Below are 15099 nucleotides of genomic sequence, written 5' to 3' on the forward strand. Positions count from 1 at the left end.
ACGTGGAGCTACAGCGTGCGCTCCAGGCGATCCGCGACGAGCTTGACGAAGCGCGCGGGTTCCTTGGGCTGACCGCCCTCGGCGAGCACCGCCAGACCGTGCAGCAGTTCCGTGGTCTCGGCGAGCACGGCGCGGTCCTCACGTTCCTTGTACGCCTGGTTCAGGCCCTTCACGAGCGGGTGGTCGGGGTTGAGTTCCAGGATCCGCTTGGTGCGCGGCACCTCCTGGCCCATCGCCCGGTACATGTTCTCCAGGGCCGGGGTCAGGTCGTGCGCGTCCGAGACGATGCAGGCCGCCGACACGGTGAGACGCGTCGACAGACGCACCTCCTTGATGTCCTCGTCCAGCTGCTCCTGCATCCAGCCGAGCAGACCGGCGTACTCCTCGGTCTGCTTCTCCCGCTCGTCGTCGCCCTTGTCGTCCCCGCGCGTGCCGAGGTCGATCTCACCCTTGGTGACGGACCGCAGCGCCTTGCCCTCGTACTCGCCCACGGCGTCGACCCACACCTCGTCGACGGGGTCCGTGAGCAGCAGCACCTCGATGCCGCGGTCCCGGAACGCCTCCATGTGCGGGGAGTTCTCGATGCTCTGCCGGGACTCGCCGGTGATGTAGTAGATGTCCTTCTGCCCGTCCTTCATCCGCTCCACGTAGCTCTTCAGCGTGGTCGGCTCGTCGTCGCCGTGCGTGGTGGCGAACGAGGAGACGGCGAGGATGGCGTCGCGGTTCTCGGAGTCGGTGACCAGCCCTTCCTTCAGGACGGCGCCGAACTCCCGCCAGAACGTGGCGTACCGGTCAGGGGCACCGGTCATCATGTCCTTGACCGTGGAGAGGACCTTCTTCGTCAGACGACGCTGCATCATCCGGATGTGGCGGTCCTGCTGCAGGATCTCGCGGGACACGTTGAGCGAGAGGTCCGCCGCGTCGACGACGCCCTTGACGAAGCGGAGGTACGGCGGCAGCAGCGCCTCGCAGTCGTCCATGATGAAGACGCGCTTCACATACAGCTGCACCCCTCGCTGGAAGCCCTGCGTGAACAGGTCGTGCGGGGCGTGCGACGGGAGGAACAGCAGGGCCTGGTACTCGAAGGTGCCTTCCGCCTGCAGCCGGATCGTCTCCAGCGGATCGCGCCAGTCGTGGCCGATGTGCTTGTACAACTCGTGGTACTCGTCGTCGGACACCTCGTCGCGCGAGCGCGCCCACAGGGCCTTCATCGAGTTCAGCGTCTCGGGTTCGGGCGCACTCTCGTCGCCCTCTGCCGTGGCCGCCTGGGGAACCAGGCGGATCGGCCAGGTGATGAAGTCGGAGTACCGCTTGACGATCTCCTTGATCTTCCACTCTGAGGTGTAGTCGTGGAGCTGGTTGTCGGGGTCCGCCGGCTTGAGGTGCAGGGTGACCGCGGTGCCCTGCGGCGCGTCGTCGACCCGCTCCAGCGTGTAGGTGCCCTCGCCGCGGGACGTCCAGCGGGTGCCCTGGCTCTCGCCGGCGCGGCGGGTCACCAGGGTCACCTCGTCCGCCACCATGAAACCGGAGTAGAAGCCGACACCGAACTGTCCGATGAGCCCCTCGGCTCCGGCCCCGTCCTGGGCCTCCTTGAGTTCCTTCAGGAACTTGGCCGTGCCCGAGTTGGCGATGGTGCCGATGAGCTGCCCGACCTCGTCGTACGACATGCCGATGCCGTTGTCCCGCACGGTGAGGGTGCGGGCGTCCTTGTCGATCTCGACCTCGATGTGCAGGTCGGACACATCGGCGTCGAGCGTGTCGTCCCGCAGCGCGGCCAGGCGCAGCTTGTCCAGCGCGTCGGAGGCGTTGGAGACGAGCTCGCGCAGGAAGACATCCTTGTTCGAGTAGACCGAGTGGATCATCAGCTGCAGCAGCTGACGGGCCTCAACCTGGAACTCAAACGTTTCGGTCGGCATGGTTCGCGGTTACCTCACTGGTGTCGCCAGAACTGGTGGGAGTCACTGTAAAACACCACGTCGCGACGGAACGCAGCCTTTCGGCCGACCGTGCGGCGGCGGGCGGCGGGGCCGCGATCGGTGGGGCTCCCGGCGCGGCGGGGACGCGGTGCCCGGAGCCCGGAGCCGCCTGCCCACCGCCTCAGGTCTCCGCCTTGCCGGAGTCGGCCCCGCGCGAGGTGCGCAGGGTGCCGAGCGTCTTCAGCAACCGGTCGGCCGGTTCCCTCAGCTCGGGATGGGCCAGAACCGTGTTGCGCAGGCCGCGGACCGGCCGGCGCCACAGCCGGTACCCCGCCGCCACCGGGTGGGGGCGCGTCGCGAACCCCTCGCCCACCCGCAGCTCCCGGGTCTTGAGCCAGTCCTTGTACTCCTTGTCGCCCCGCCCGAGGTCCACGAGCGTCACACCGTGCCGGGCCGCCGCCTCGGCCAGCCGTAGGTGCATCATCAATCCGGGCGAGTAATAGCGGAGCTCGGGGTCGTAGGCGGTGAACCAGGCCGCGAGCACCGTGCTCGACCTCGGCCCGAAGTGGGCGGCCATCGGTCGGTCGCCGGCGTACAGCACGGACAGCACGCCGGTGAAGTGCTCCTCGCGGACGCGGGAGAGGTGGTGCACAAGATCGACGATCCACGGCCGCGAGAACCGGTCCATGCGTCCGGTCCGTCGGTACTGCGCGGACTTCCACTGCATGAGCGTGTGCAGTGCCCCCGGATCGCGCTCGTCGAAGACGAACCGCACCTCGCCGACATCACGACCCACCCGGCGTTCCTTCTTCAGGACCGTCTTGGCCAGCCCCGGATAGGTGCCGCGCAGCCAGTGCGGGTAGTCGCCGTCGCCGGGCTTGACATCGATCACGGGTGAGGCGAACGTCCCCGTGACGTGTCTACCGAAGGGTCTCTGCTCCTGGACGAGATGGTCGAACTCGAAGATGGACATCCCGCAGGCCCGCAACAGGTCCCGCGTGTCCCAGGAGATCCCCGGGCGGTGCACCAGGGCCTGGCAGTCGGACAGGCCGAGCCCGATGGCCCGGCCCACGCCGAAGGCGTTGCGCTCGTACGGGAGGAATCCGACGGGCTCCCCGTTCTCGCGCAGCACCGCCACCCGTGCCCCACCGCGGTAGCGGCCGATACCGGTCGCGAACTCCGGTGCCAGGAAGGGGTTGGCGTATTCGGGCGACGCGTCCATGGCCTGGTGCCAGGCCGCGCGGAGGGAGTCGCTCAGCTCGTGCGGCCGGTGAATGGTGATGTCCACCTCACATCAACCGCCCTTCCGCAGGCTCCGCGAGGAACGTGCCGGTGACGGCACAGCCCGGCAAGGCATGGTGACGACTGCTCGTCGATCTGCTCGTGGATGGCATGGACGACCGCTCCCCCCTGTGACGCTGTGCGCGTCCTGTCACTGCTTCGGGCCTCTGCCGGCCCACACCGGGTACGCGCTCGTCCGCGATCCGCGACCGGGACGAGACACGTTCGGCAAGGATCAAACGTCGCGAAACAGTGCGCACGCTGTCAAGGGTGCCTACGACAACGAAAGTTCGCGCGGGTGACGCTTCGGCCGGATCGGGTCCGCCCGGTCGTCCTTCCCTTCGAGCCCACTTCATCCGGCACACTCGCCGCATGGAGACTGCCGAGTTCGTACGGACCCTGGAGCGGGAAGGGCTGCTGCTGGCCATGGCGGCCGAGGAGGCCGGTACGGAGGCGAAGGTGCCGACCTGCCCGGGCTGGCTGGTGCGGGATCTGCTGCGGCACACCGGCATGGTGCACCGCTGGGCGGCGGCCTTCGTCGCCGAGGGGCGTACCTCGCACCACCCCGGAGGCGGGCTGCCGGACCTCGACGGGACCGAGCTGACGGCCTGGTTCCGGGAGGGGCACCGGTATCTCGTCGACACCCTCGCCACCGCCGCGCCCGACGTCCGGTGCTGGCACTTCCTGCCCGCGCCGTCGCCGCTGGCCTTCTGGGCCCGGCGGCAGGCACACGAGACGACCGTGCACCGGATCGACGCCGAGTCGGCGTGCGGCGGTACGTCCGCCCCGATCGGCCGGGACTTCGCGGTGGACGGCATCGACGAGTTGCTGCGCGGCTTCCATGCCCGGCCCAAGAGCGGGGTCCGCAGCGAGGAGCCGCGCGTGCTGCAGGTACGGGCGACGGACGCCGACGGGGCGGTGTGGACCGTACGGCTGTCGGGGGAGCTTCCCGTGACCGAGCGGGGCGAGAGGGGGGACGCGGACTGCGAAGTGGTGGGGCAGGCAGCGCACTTGTACCTGTCGCTGTGGAACCGGCTGCCGTTCCCGGACGTGACCGGTGACGCCTCCCTCGCCACGCTGTGGCGCGAGAGGTCCGCCGTCACCTGGAGCTGAGCATCCTGGTCAGCACCGCGCGCTGCACCGGGCGCACCTCGCCGTGCAGGGCGCGGCCCCTGTCCGTGAGCGTCACCCGCACACCACGCCGGTCCTCGGTGCACAGGGCGCGCTCGACCAGGCCGTCCTTCTCCAGGCGGGCGATCAACCGTGACAGCGCGCTCTGGCTGAGGTGGACCCGCTCGGAGATCTCCTGGACCCGGTAGCCGCAGGAGCCGTCCGCCACCACCCCCTCGGAGAGCACATCCAGCACCTCGAAGTCGCTGGCACACAGTCCGTGCTGGTGCAGGGCGCGGTCGAGCTCGCACTGGGTGCGGGCGTGGAGCGACAGGATGTCGCGCCAGCGGTCCACCAGCGCCCGTTCGGGAGTGTCCGCCTCGTCCTTGGCAGCCATGGGCGCACCGTAGCAGAGAACCCACTTTGTTGCACCTGAATTAAATGCACTTGCATTGAATGTAGACGCATGGAAGGCTCTGGGGCATGACCTCTCCGCTCACCACCCCCGCGTTCCAAGGACGCTGGACCCCTCGGCTGTGGGGCACCCTGCTGGTGCTCTGCGCCGCGATGTTCCTCGACGCACTGGATGTGTCCATGGTCGGCGTCGCCCTGCCGTCCATCGGAGCCGACCTCCATCTGACGACCTCCACGCTGCAGTGGATCGTCAGCGGCTACATCCTCGGTTACGGCGGGCTCCTCCTGCTCGGCGGACGCACCGCCGACCTGCTCGGCCGGCGCCAGGTCTTCCTGGTCGCGCTGGGCGTCTTCGCACTCGCCTCGCTGCTCGGCGGACTCGTCGACTCCGGGCCGCTCCTGATCGCCAGCCGGTTCATCAAGGGCCTGAGCGCCGCGTTCACCGCACCGGCCGGCCTGTCGATCATCACCACGACCTTCCCCGAGGGCCCGCTGCGCAACCGCGCCCTGTCGATCTACACCACCTGCGCCGCGACCGGCTTCTCCATGGGCCTGGTGCTGTCCGGCCTGCTCACCGAGGCCAGTTGGCGCTTCACCATGCTGCTGCCCGCGCCGATCGCACTGATCGCCCTGCTCGCGGGCCTGAAGCTGCTGCCGCGCAGCGCACGCGAGAAGGACCACAACGGCTACGACATCCCCGGCGCCGTCGTCGGCACCGCGTCGATGCTGCTGCTCGTCTTCACCGTCGTCGAGGCACCCCACGTCGGCTGGGCCTCCGCCCGCACCCTGCTGTCCTTCCTCGCCGTCGCCGTGCTCCTGACCGTCTTCGTCCTGGTCGAACGGCGCTCGGCGGGACCGCTGATCCGGCTCGGCGTGCTGCGCTCCGGCAACCAGATCCGCGCCCAGCTCGGCGCGATGGCCTTCTTCGGCTCCTACGTCGGCTTCCAGTTCCTGGTCACCCTGTACATGCAGTCGCTGCTCGGCTGGTCGGCACTGCACACAGCGCTCGCCTTCCTGCCGGCGGGCGCGCTGGTGGCCGTGTCCTCGACGAAGGTCGGCGCGATCGTGGACCGCTTCGGCACCCAGCGGCTGATCGCCGTGGGCTTCGCCCTGATGGTCGTCGGATACGCCCTGTTCCTGCGCGTGAACCTCCACCCGGTGTACGCGGCGGCCGTCCTGCCGAGCATGCTGCTCATCGGCGCGGCCTGCGCCCTGGTGTTCCCCTCGCTCAACATCCAGGCCACGAACGGCGTCGACGACCACGAGCAGGGCATGGTGTCCGGCCTGCTCAACACCTCGGTGCAGGTGGGCGGCGCGATCTTCCTGGCCGTCGTGACCGCGGTGGTGACCGCGAACGCCCCCGCGCGCCCGTCCGCGCAGGCCGTCCTCGACAGCTACCGGCCCGGTCTGGTCGTGGTCACGGGCATCGCCCTGGCAGGCCTGCTGATCACCCTCACGGGCCTGCGCACGCCCCGGACACAGCGATCCCTGGTGGTCGCGAAGTCCCTCCAGGAGGAGGCGAACGCGGAACCGGTCGGGGTCCGCGACTAGGGGGACGCCTCCCCCATGTGCGCCCGGCGGGGTTCCTTGCCCCGCCGGGCGCACGCCTGTTTGACTCGCCCCATGGAGGAACACGGGGGGCGTTCGCCGGGGAGCGGGCGGCGCACACAGGCCGAGCGGGATGCGATCACCGTCGAAATCGGATACGCCTTGTGCAGTGCGGCGTTCGCGGCGGCCCTGGTGTTCGGGGCGGTGGCGGGGCCGGCCCTCGCCTTCGGACTGTCGGGCGGCACACGGCACATGCTCGTCGCCTCGGGCATCGCGGTCGCGTCCGCGCTGTTCGCCGCACGCGTCGTCAGCGTGCTGGCCCGCTTCGGGCGCGGCGCCGGCGATCAGCCCAGCCAGCCCGGTCGTACCAGCCCCGACTCATAGGCCAGGACGACCAGTTGGGCCCGGTCCCGCGCGCCCAGTTTCACCATGGTGCGGCTGACGTGGGTCTTCGCGGTCAGCGGGCTGACCACCAGGCGGCGGGCGATCTCGTCGTTGGACAGGCCGATGCCGACCAGGGCCATCACCTCCCGTTCCCGTTCGGTGAGTCCGGCGAGCGACGCGGTGGCCGCCGGTTCCTTGGAGCGGGCCGCGAACTCGGAGATCAACCGCCGGGTCACGCTCGGTGAGAGCAGGGCGTCGCCCGCGACCACCGCCCGTACCGCACGCAGGAGTTCCTCCGGTTCGGTGTCCTTGACGAGGAAGCCCGAGGCACCGGATCGGATCGCCTCGAAGACGTACTCGTCGAGTTCGAAGGTGGTGAGCATCACCACCTTCACGCTGTGCAGGTCCGGGTCCTGAGTGATCCGGCGGGTCGCGGCGAGCCCGTCGACCTGCGGCATGCGGATGTCCATCAGCGCGACATCGGGCCGCGCCTCGCGCACCGCGCGCAACGCCTCCTCGCCGTCGGCGGCCTCCCCGGCCACCTCGATGTCGGGCTGGGCGTCGAGCAGCGCCCTGAACCCTGCCCTGACCAACGACTGGTCATCGGCGAGCAGTACCCGGATCAACGGTCCTCCCTGTGCGCGAGTGCCCCCTCGGCCGACGTCTTCAGCGGCAGCACCGCCAGCACCCGGAAACCGCCGTCGGCCCGGGTGCCCGCCTCGATCGTGCCACCGAGCGCGGCGGCCCGCTCCCGCATGCCGGCCAGGCCGTTGCCGCTGCCGCCCGCGTCGGCGCCGGTCGCGGGCCCGTCGTCGTCGACGCGCAGGCGCAGTACGTCCTGGGCGCTGTCGATGTGCACGCGCGCGTGCCGCGACCCCGAGTGGCGCACGACATTGGTGAGCGCCTCCTGCACGATGCGGAACGCGGCGAGATCGGTGCCCGGCGCGAGCCGCGGCGCCTCGCCGTCGACCGTCACCGTCAGCCCGGCGTCCGCGGCCTGCTCGACGAGTTCCGGCAGCCGGTCGAGACCGGGCGCCGGCGCGCGCGGCGCATGCCCGGGCGTGCGCAGGGTGTCGAGCACCTGGCGCACCTCGCCGAGCGCCTCCTTGCTGGCGGCCTTGATGGTGGTGAGCGCCGTACGCGCCTGCTCCGGGTCGGAGTCCAGCAATGCCAGGCCGACGCCGGCCTGGACATTGATCACCGAGATGCTGTGGGCGAGGACGTCGTGGAGTTCACGGGCGATGCGCAGCCGCTCCTCGTCGGCGCGCCGCCGCGCGGCCTGCGCCCTTTCGGCCCGCTCGCGCGCCCACTGCTCCCGCCGGACGCGCACGAGTTCCGCCATCGCCACGATCGCCACAACCCAGGCGGAGATGAGCAGCTCCTGCCCCCAGGAGGCCGCCGAGTCACCGGGCGGCGGCAGCCACCGGTACAGCCAGTGCGAGACGAGGACGTGCCCGGCCCAGAACATCCCGACCGCGGTCCACGCCGCCGTGCGGCGCCCCGCGGCGAGGGCGCTGAAGCAACCGAGGGCCACGGTGAAGAAGACCGGACCGTACGGGTATCCGGCGCCCAGGTACACCATGGCCGCCGTGGCCGTCACGAAGGCGACCGGCACGGGATGCCGCTGCCGCCACAGCAGCGCTCCCGAGGCGGCGACGACCAGCAGGTAGGCGAGGACGTCGAGGGACGCCCGGTGGCCGTGCTGGTTGCGGGCGGAGAAGTGGGTGCCGGCGACCACGAAGACGGTGAACAGCAGGGTGGAGCGCCAGGGCAGACCGGAGCCGCGGGGCCCGTGGTTCCACCACGGCGGTCCGTGCCGCCCCCACGGGGCGTCTGCGCGCTGCTCCTCCATGCCGTTCACGCTAGACGGCCCTGACCGGGGACGGCGTCAACCGGGCGAGGTGATCACGGGTACTCCCCGGGGAGTACGCCTACGGGAACACCAGGCCCACGCCGTGCGCCAGCTGGGCCGCCGCGTGCCGGAAGAACGTCGCGCGGTCCTCCACGACGTTGTGGAACTGCCCGAACAACTCGAACCCCACCAGCCCGTACAACTGTGCCCAGGCGGCGACGAGGGCGACGACCACCTCGGGCGGAAGGTCGGGCGCCAGTTCGTCGGCCATGCGCCGGGCCTCGGCCTCGAGCTCGGCGGGCACCCGGGTGCGGGCCACACCGCGCTGCCGGTACGCGTCGCGCACGATGCCGATCATCAGGACCCCGACGCGGGCGGCGGCCGGGACGGTGGTCCGGGGTGCCGAGTATCCGGGCACGGGCGAGCCGTAGATCAGCGCGTACTCGTGCGGGTGCGCGAGCGCCCAGGCGCGCACGGCCTCACACACGGCGACCCAGCGCTGGGCGGGGGCGGTGCCACCTGCCTCGGTGGCGGCGGCCTCGGCGGCCTCACCGAGGGAGTCGTAGGCGTCGATGATGAGCGCGGTGAGCAGGTCGTCGCGACTGGGGAAGTACCGGTAGAGCGCGGAGGAGACCATGCCCAGCTCGCGCGCGACGGCGCGCAGGGACAGCGCGGCGGCACCTCCGGCGGCGAGCTGTCTGCGCGCTTCCTCCTTGATGGCGGCGGTGACCTCCATACGGGCGCGGGCGCGGGCTCCTTGGGGGATGTTCATGTTGGGCAGTGTTCCACGGCGGGGAGCACTGCACACTACTTAGAGCAGTGCACATAGAAGCGATCGATGCACACGGAAGTGAGCGCCGAGCGCGGGCGAGGGCGGCGCACGCCGGCCGGCGCACCGCTCTTCCCGCCCAAAAAAGAGAGCACCGCTCTTGCTTTGGATCATCGACCTCGCGCACACTGCTCTCAAGCGAGAGCGACGCTCACATACGAGAGCACCGCACACACTCCAGGCCCCAGGAGGCCCGTCATGTCCGACGCCCGGTCCACGCACGTCCAGAAGCCCGGCTGGTTCACCGTCAACGTCTTCAACCGCGCCGTGGCCTGGCTGACCCGCCGCGGCATCAGTGTCTGGGGCTCCCGGGTCCTCGCCGTCCGTGGCCGCAAGACCGGCGAGTGGCGGACCACCCCCGTCAACCTGCTGACCGTGGACGGGCAGCAGTATCTTCTCGCCCCCCGCGGCCACGTCCAGTGGACGCACAACATGCGCGCCGCCGGCGGCGGCGAACTCCGGATCGGCAAGCACGTGGACGTGTTCACCGCCACGGAGGTCACCGACGACGACAAGGTCCCGCTGCTGCGCGCCTACCTCAAGCGCTGGAAGGCCGAGGTCGGCGTCTTCTTCAACGGGGTCGGCCCCGACTCCCCCGACGCCGACCTGCGCCGTATCGCCCCCGACCACCCCGTCTTCCGGATCACGGTGACGAGCTGACCTCGCCGCCCGCCGGTCCCCGGTCCAGCGCGGTCAGGGCGCGCTGGGCGATCGGGCGGGTGCGCACGATCTCCCCCAGGGACGTGGCCCCCTGTGTGATGTCCTTGAAGGCGTTCCAGGCGGGCCGGAAGCCGGTCAGGGCCGCGTGGAAAAGGCCCGGGCGGCGTTCGAACACGTTCAGCAGCCGCTTGCCGACGCTCATCTCGACACCGAGCCCGGCCTTGATCGCGAAGGCGTAGTTCAGGGCCTGGCGGCGGGTGTCCACCCCGTCGTGCGCCTCCGCGATCCGTACCGCCCACTCCCCCGCGAGCCGCCCCGACCGCAGCGCGAACGAGATCCCCTCCCGGGTCCACGGCTCCAGCAGCCCCGCCGCGTCCCCGCACACCAGCACCCGCCCACGCGACAGCGGCGAGTCATCGGCGCGGCAGCGGGTCAGATGCCCGGAGGAGATGCTCGGCCGGAAGCCGGCGAGTCCCAGCCGGGCGACGAAGTCCTCCAAGTACCGCTTGGTGGCGGCGCCTTCACCACGCGCCGAGATCACGCCCACGGTCAGCGTGTCGCCCTTCGGGAACACCCAGCCGTAACTCCCCGGAATCGGCCCCCAGTCGAGGAGGACCCGTCCCTTCCAGTCCTCGGCGACGGTGGTGGGCACCGGGATCTCCGCCTCCAGACCGAGGTCCACCTGGCCGAGCTTCACCCCGACGTGGGCTCCTATCCGGCTGGCGCTGCCGTCCGCGCCCACCACGGCCCGGGCCAGCAGCGTCTCGCCACCCTGCAGGACGACGGCGACCGTGCGCCGGTCCGGTACCGCGGAGCCGTGCTGCTCGACCCGCGACACCGTCGCGCCCGTGCGCAGCTCGGCGCCCGCCTTCTGCGCGTGCTCGACGAGCTGCTGGTCGAACTCGGGCCGGTTGATCAGCCCGAACAGCATCTGCTTGGAGCGGCGGGTGCGGGTGAAGCGGCCGTTGTTGGAGAAGGTGACCGCGTGCACCCGGTCACGCAGCGGCAGTTCGAAGCCGGGCGGCAGGGCGTCGCGCGAGGGGCCGATGATGCCGCCGCCGCACGTCTTGTAGCGGGGCAGCTCCGCCTTCTCCAGCAGCAGCACGCTGCGTCCCGCGACCGCCGCGGCATAGGCGGCCGAGGCCCCCGCGGGTCCCGCGCCCACCACGACGACGTCCCACACCCGCTGCACGCTGTCCGCCGAAGAGTTCTCGCCGCTCACGATGGTCTACTGCTCCCGATCAAGCCGCCTGCCGCATCTGTCCCCCGCATCCTACGGCCGCGTCCTCGCAGGCCGCTGTGGGAGGATCGGCACCGTATGCGCCCCACACCAGGACGCGCGTACACCCGCAGGACCACCCGTACACACCTAAACAGGTACACACGTACACAACAGAGGTACTCATCGGTACCTGAACAGCACCTACGAGGAGCGTGCCCATGTCGTCGAATCCGGTCGCCGAGACCGTCGCCTCGCTGATGCCCAGGGCGAAGGAGGAGCTCACCGAACTGGTGGCCTTCAAGTCGGTGGCGGACTTCGACCAGTTCCCGAGGAGCGAGAGCGAGGGCGCCGCACGGTGGATCGCCGACGCCCTCACCGCCGAGGGCTTCCAGGACGTGGCGCTGCTCGACACCCCGGACGGCACGCAGTCGGTGTACGGCTACCTGCCGGGCCCCGAGGGCGCGAAGACCGTGCTGCTCTACGCCCACTACGACGTGCAGCCGCCGTTGGACGAGGCCGGCTGGGCCACGCCGCCCTTCGAGCTGACCGAGCGTGACGGCCGCTGGTACGGGCGCGGCACCGCCGACTGCAAGGGCGGCGTCATCATGCATCTGCTGGCGCTGCGCGCGCTCAAGGCGAACGGGGGCGTGCCGGTGCACGTCAAGGTCATCGCCGAGGGTTCGGAGGAGCAGGGCACCGGTGGCCTGGAGCGGTACGCCGAGGAGCACCCGGATCTGCTCGCGGCCGACGCGATCGTCATCGGCGACGCGGGCAACTTCCGTGCCGGCCTGCCGACCGTGACCACCACCCTGCGCGGTATGACCCTGGTCCGCGTCCAGATCGACACGTTGGAAGGCAACCTGCACTCGGGTCAGTTCGGCGGCGCCGCTCCGGATGCCCTGGCCGCGCTGATCCGCGTGCTGGACTCGCTGCGGGCGGAGGACGGCTCGACGACCGTGGAGGGACTCACCGGCGAGTCCGACTGGGAGGGCCTGAGTTACGACGAGGAGCAGTTCCGCAAGGATGCCAAGGTGCTCGACGGGGTGCAGCTGATCGGTTCCGGTTCGGTCCCGGACCGGATCTGGGCGCGCCCGGCCGTGACCGTCCTCGGCATCGACTGCCCGCCGGTCGTCGGCGCCACCCCGTCGGTGCAGGCGAGCGCGCGGGCGCTGGTCAGCCTGCGGGTGCCGCCGGGCGTGGACGCGGCCGAGGCGACGAAGCTGCTCCAGGCGCACCTGGAGACGCACACGCCCTGGGGCGCCCGGGTGCGGACGGAGCAGATCGGGCAGGGGCAGCCGTTCCGCGCGGACACCGCCAGCCCGGCGTACGCGGCGATGGCCCGGGCGATGGCGGTCGCCTACCCGGGCCAGGAGATGAGTTACGCGGGCCAGGGCGGCTCCATCCCGCTGTGCAACACCCTCGCGTCGCTCTACCCGGGGGCGGAGATCCTGCTGATAGGTCTGAGCGAGCCGGAGGCCCAGATCCACGCGGTCAACGAGAGTGTGTCCCCCGAGGAGCTGGAGCGCCTGTCGGTCGCGGAGGCCCACTTCCTGCGGAACTACGCGGCCGGCTGATCCCGCTCTGCCCACGGCGGAGGCCATCGCGCCGGGCGAGGGCGCCCGCCCACGGTGGGGCCGTGGACGTCGTCGAGCTCCTTCCCCGCCTGCGTCTGCTGCGCTTCCCGGTCGGTCAGGCGTATCTCTGGACCGACGACGAGGAGTTGACGCCCGTCGACGCCGACCCGAAGGGATGCGGCACGGCGATCGCCGACGTGGTCAGGGCTGTCGGCCGGGACCCGTCGGAGGTACGGCGTATCGTGCTCACCCACTTCCACGACGACCACATGAGCGCGGCGAGCGAGTTGACGGCACTCCGCCGAGGTGCTCGCCACCCCCTGGACCCGCCGGTCGTCAGGGGTGCGGTTCCGGGTACGCCGCCGGTCTTCGAGGAGTGGGAGCTGCCTCTCCATGCGGAGGCCGTCCGGCACCTGCCCGCGGGCGGTCCCGTGCGCCCCGCCCGCGTCGTCGAGGTCTCGGACGGCGATGTCCTCGACTTCGGCGGCGGCGCCCGGGTCGTCCACGCCCCCGGTCACACGCACGGCAGTGTCGGGATCCATCTCCCGGAGCACGGCGTGCTGTTCACGGGCGACGCGGTCGCGTCCTCTCCCGTCCACGGCGTCCTGCTCGGTGTCTTCGACGTCGACCGGGCCGCGGCCGTCCGCTCCTTCCACCGCCTCGCGGGTCTCCCTGCGGACGTGGCCTGTTCCGGCCACGGCGATCCGGTGATCGGGCGGGCCGGGGCGGCACTTCGGGAATCGGCGGACAGGCACGAGGCCACGCCCTGAGGGGTCCGCACAGTAGGTGACGGAGGTTCAGCCCACGGGGACCCCCGCTTCGAGGTACAGCGCCCGGCCGCGTTCGCGTGCCCGTAGCGCCCAGCGAAGCCGCTCGTAGCGCACGGGCGGAAGCATGTCGGCCGCTTCCTCTTCCGTGACGAACCGCCAGTCACGCAACTCCGGGCCGGGCAGCAGGAGCCGGCCGACTTCGGAGCTGTCGAGACGGCCGCCGTCGAACAGCAGGCGCAGCCCACCGTAGCCGGGCGGGGCGGGGGGCTCCCAGTCGAGGACGAGCAGCCGGGGGACCTCCTCGAGCCTGATCCCGGTCTCCTCCTCCACCTCGCGCATGCCGGCTCGGGCGGGCGCCTCGCCGGCTTCGACGACTCCGCCGGGGAACTCCCAGCCGGCCTTGTAGGTGGGGTCGACCAGCAGTACGCGGTCCCGCTCGTCGAAGAGGAGGACCCCGGAGGCGACGGTCTCGGAGGTCGGCTCGGGTGTCTGCACGATGTCGCAGGCGGGTGCCTGGCCGGTCCGGACGGCCTCGGCGATCCGCACGGCGGCCTCGTACGGGGTGAGGGTGCTGGTGTCGATGAGGTGCGCGTCGACGGTGAGCCAGGAGGCGAGGGCGGCCCGATAGGGCTCGATGTGGTCGTACGACCACTGGCGGATACGCATCTCCCCGTCGGGGAGGTCGGGCGGGACCTCCCGGCCGGCTATTCGCTCGCGCAGGATCGTTTCGGCCGGAGCGAGGAGGACATGGCGTACGGGGATGCGCCGGGCGGCGAGGCCACCGAAGATCTCGTCGCGGTACTCCTGGCGCAGCAGGGTCATCGGTACCACGAGGACACCGTCGAGTTCGGCGAGCATGGCAGCCGCGGTGTCGATCACGAGCCGTCGCCAGATCGGCAGGTCCTGGAAGTCGCCGACCTCGGCGAGGCGTTTCGGCGGCAGCAGCTGGGTGAGCACCGCACCGATGGCCTCGGGGTCGAAGAGCGTGCTGTGCGGGATCAGTTCGATCAGTTCCCGTGCGGTGGTCGTCTTCCCCGCACCGAACGCGCCGTTGATCCAGACGACGGTCACGGTTCCCCCTCTTCTGTTGGCCCCCTGGGGCTTGCCCGCTCCACACTGCCACGGAAACCCGGCGCTGATGAGGGCGCCTCGGCGTGGCCGACGTCACCACCGCGTCGGCCGCCGAGCCCCGCACACCGCGGCGCCGGGCCCCACTGTCCGGGGGCACCGGCGCCGCGACGTCGACTTCTCTCAGCCGTCCTGCCCGAAGGCGTCGTCGTCCACGGCCAGGCTGTCCTGGCCGATGGAGTGGTCGACGGCGCCCAGGGTGTCCTTGACGCTCAGGTCGCCGAGCCTGTCGTGGTCGGCGGCATGGGAGGGGCTGACGGCGGCCACGACGAAGCCGGTGGCGAGGGAGGCGATGGCGAGCATGCTGCGCTTCTTCATGCCCTGTTCAACTCCCGAAGGACGCCGGGGTCACGCAACGATCTCCGCTCGGCCACTCCGTGAGTTCATCGGTATGTGACCGGGGCCCCCGCC

15 protein-coding genes are annotated in these 15099 nt (G+C 71.2%); 6 read left to right on the forward strand and 9 right to left on the reverse strand.

Features of this window, described 5'->3' with window-relative positions; translation table 11 throughout:
- Nucleotides 1-8 precede the first annotated feature (8 nt).
- Together htpG and ACFYZJ_RS11935 are read right to left on the reverse strand one after the other, a co-directional pair.
- The gene (gene htpG / locus ACFYZJ_RS11930) at nucleotides 9-1916 is read right to left on the reverse strand and encodes a molecular chaperone HtpG (RefSeq protein ID WP_388565915.1); all 1908 of its coding nucleotides are present in this window, start codon (nucleotides 1914-1916) and stop codon (nucleotides 9-11) included.
- A 181-nt stretch (nucleotides 1917-2097) separates the two neighbouring features.
- Entirely contained in the window at nucleotides 2098-3204 is a 1107-nt protein-coding gene (locus ACFYZJ_RS11935) for a GNAT family N-acetyltransferase (protein ID WP_388565917.1), read from the reverse strand.
- Nucleotides 3205-3569: 365 nt separating this feature from the next.
- Between ACFYZJ_RS11935 and ACFYZJ_RS11940 the strand changes: the two genes are divergently transcribed.
- On the forward strand, nucleotides 3570-4310 hold the full coding sequence (locus ACFYZJ_RS11940) for a maleylpyruvate isomerase family mycothiol-dependent enzyme (protein ID WP_388565920.1): 741 nt from the start codon (nucleotides 3570-3572) through the stop codon (nucleotides 4308-4310).
- Here the strand turns inward: ACFYZJ_RS11940 and ACFYZJ_RS11945 are convergent.
- Nucleotides 4297-4704, reverse strand: a complete 408-nt coding sequence (locus tag ACFYZJ_RS11945) for a MarR family winged helix-turn-helix transcriptional regulator (protein WP_388565921.1) — start codon at nucleotides 4702-4704, stop codon at nucleotides 4297-4299. The genes ACFYZJ_RS11940 and ACFYZJ_RS11945 overlap by 14 nt on opposite strands.
- 86 nt (nucleotides 4705-4790) lie before the next feature.
- On the opposite strand from ACFYZJ_RS11945, the gene ACFYZJ_RS11950 reads away from it, so the two are divergent.
- Complete coding sequence (locus ACFYZJ_RS11950; protein WP_388565924.1) at nucleotides 4791-6272, forward strand: MFS transporter; 1482 nt, start codon at nucleotides 4791-4793, stop codon at nucleotides 6270-6272.
- Nucleotides 6273-6344: 72 nt separating this feature from the next.
- Nucleotides 6345-6653: a DUF6332 family protein gene (locus ACFYZJ_RS11955; protein WP_388565926.1), complete on the forward strand. Its 309-nt coding sequence runs from the start codon at nucleotides 6345-6347 to the stop codon at nucleotides 6651-6653.
- Here the strand turns inward: ACFYZJ_RS11955 and ACFYZJ_RS11960 are convergent.
- The 3 genes from ACFYZJ_RS11960 to ACFYZJ_RS11970 form a co-directional block, all read right to left on the reverse strand.
- A complete protein-coding gene (locus ACFYZJ_RS11960) occupies nucleotides 6614-7279 on the reverse strand; it encodes a response regulator (protein ID WP_388565929.1) in 666 nt (221 codons plus the stop codon). The two genes, ACFYZJ_RS11955 and ACFYZJ_RS11960, sit on opposite strands and share 40 nt — an antisense overlap.
- Nucleotides 7276-8505, reverse strand: a complete 1230-nt coding sequence (locus ACFYZJ_RS11965; RefSeq protein WP_388565932.1) for a sensor histidine kinase — start codon at nucleotides 8503-8505, stop codon at nucleotides 7276-7278. The genes ACFYZJ_RS11960 and ACFYZJ_RS11965 overlap by 4 nt, the downstream gene beginning before the upstream one ends.
- A gap of 79 nt (nucleotides 8506-8584) precedes the next feature.
- Entirely contained in the window at nucleotides 8585-9277 is a 693-nt protein-coding gene (locus tag ACFYZJ_RS11970; protein WP_388565935.1) for a TetR/AcrR family transcriptional regulator, read from the reverse strand.
- Nucleotides 9278-9532: 255 nt separating this feature from the next.
- On the opposite strand from ACFYZJ_RS11970, the gene ACFYZJ_RS11975 reads away from it, so the two are divergent.
- Complete coding sequence (locus ACFYZJ_RS11975) at nucleotides 9533-9994, forward strand: nitroreductase family deazaflavin-dependent oxidoreductase (RefSeq protein WP_388565938.1); 462 nt, start codon at nucleotides 9533-9535, stop codon at nucleotides 9992-9994.
- Here ACFYZJ_RS11975 and ACFYZJ_RS11980 read toward each other — a convergent pair.
- Nucleotides 9978-11216, reverse strand: a complete 1239-nt coding sequence (locus tag ACFYZJ_RS11980; RefSeq protein ID WP_388565940.1) for a geranylgeranyl reductase family protein — start codon at nucleotides 11214-11216, stop codon at nucleotides 9978-9980. The genes ACFYZJ_RS11975 and ACFYZJ_RS11980 overlap by 17 nt on opposite strands.
- 218 nt (nucleotides 11217-11434) lie before the next feature.
- On the opposite strand from ACFYZJ_RS11980, the gene ACFYZJ_RS11985 reads away from it, so the two are divergent.
- Both ACFYZJ_RS11985 and ACFYZJ_RS11990 read left to right on the forward strand, forming a co-directional pair.
- Complete coding sequence (locus ACFYZJ_RS11985; RefSeq protein WP_388565942.1) at nucleotides 11435-12790, forward strand: dipeptidase; 1356 nt, start codon at nucleotides 11435-11437, stop codon at nucleotides 12788-12790.
- A 62-nt stretch (nucleotides 12791-12852) separates the two neighbouring features.
- Entirely contained in the window at nucleotides 12853-13560 is a 708-nt protein-coding gene (locus tag ACFYZJ_RS11990; RefSeq protein WP_388565944.1) for an MBL fold metallo-hydrolase, read from the forward strand.
- Between the two features lie 27 nt (nucleotides 13561-13587).
- Here ACFYZJ_RS11990 and ACFYZJ_RS11995 read toward each other — a convergent pair whose 3' ends face one another.
- Together ACFYZJ_RS11995 and ACFYZJ_RS12000 are read right to left on the reverse strand one after the other, a co-directional pair.
- A complete protein-coding gene (locus tag ACFYZJ_RS11995) occupies nucleotides 13588-14631 on the reverse strand; it encodes an NUDIX domain-containing protein (protein WP_388565947.1) in 1044 nt (347 codons plus the stop codon).
- Between the two features lie 180 nt (nucleotides 14632-14811).
- A complete protein-coding gene (locus ACFYZJ_RS12000) occupies nucleotides 14812-15006 on the reverse strand; it encodes a hypothetical protein (protein WP_388565950.1) in 195 nt (64 codons plus the stop codon).
- Between the last annotated feature and the right edge of the window lie 93 nt (nucleotides 15007-15099).

This window comes from Streptomyces sp. NPDC001848 (genome assembly GCF_042891915.1).
In the GTDB taxonomy this organism is placed as follows: domain Bacteria; phylum Actinomycetota; class Actinomycetes; order Streptomycetales; family Streptomycetaceae; genus Streptomyces.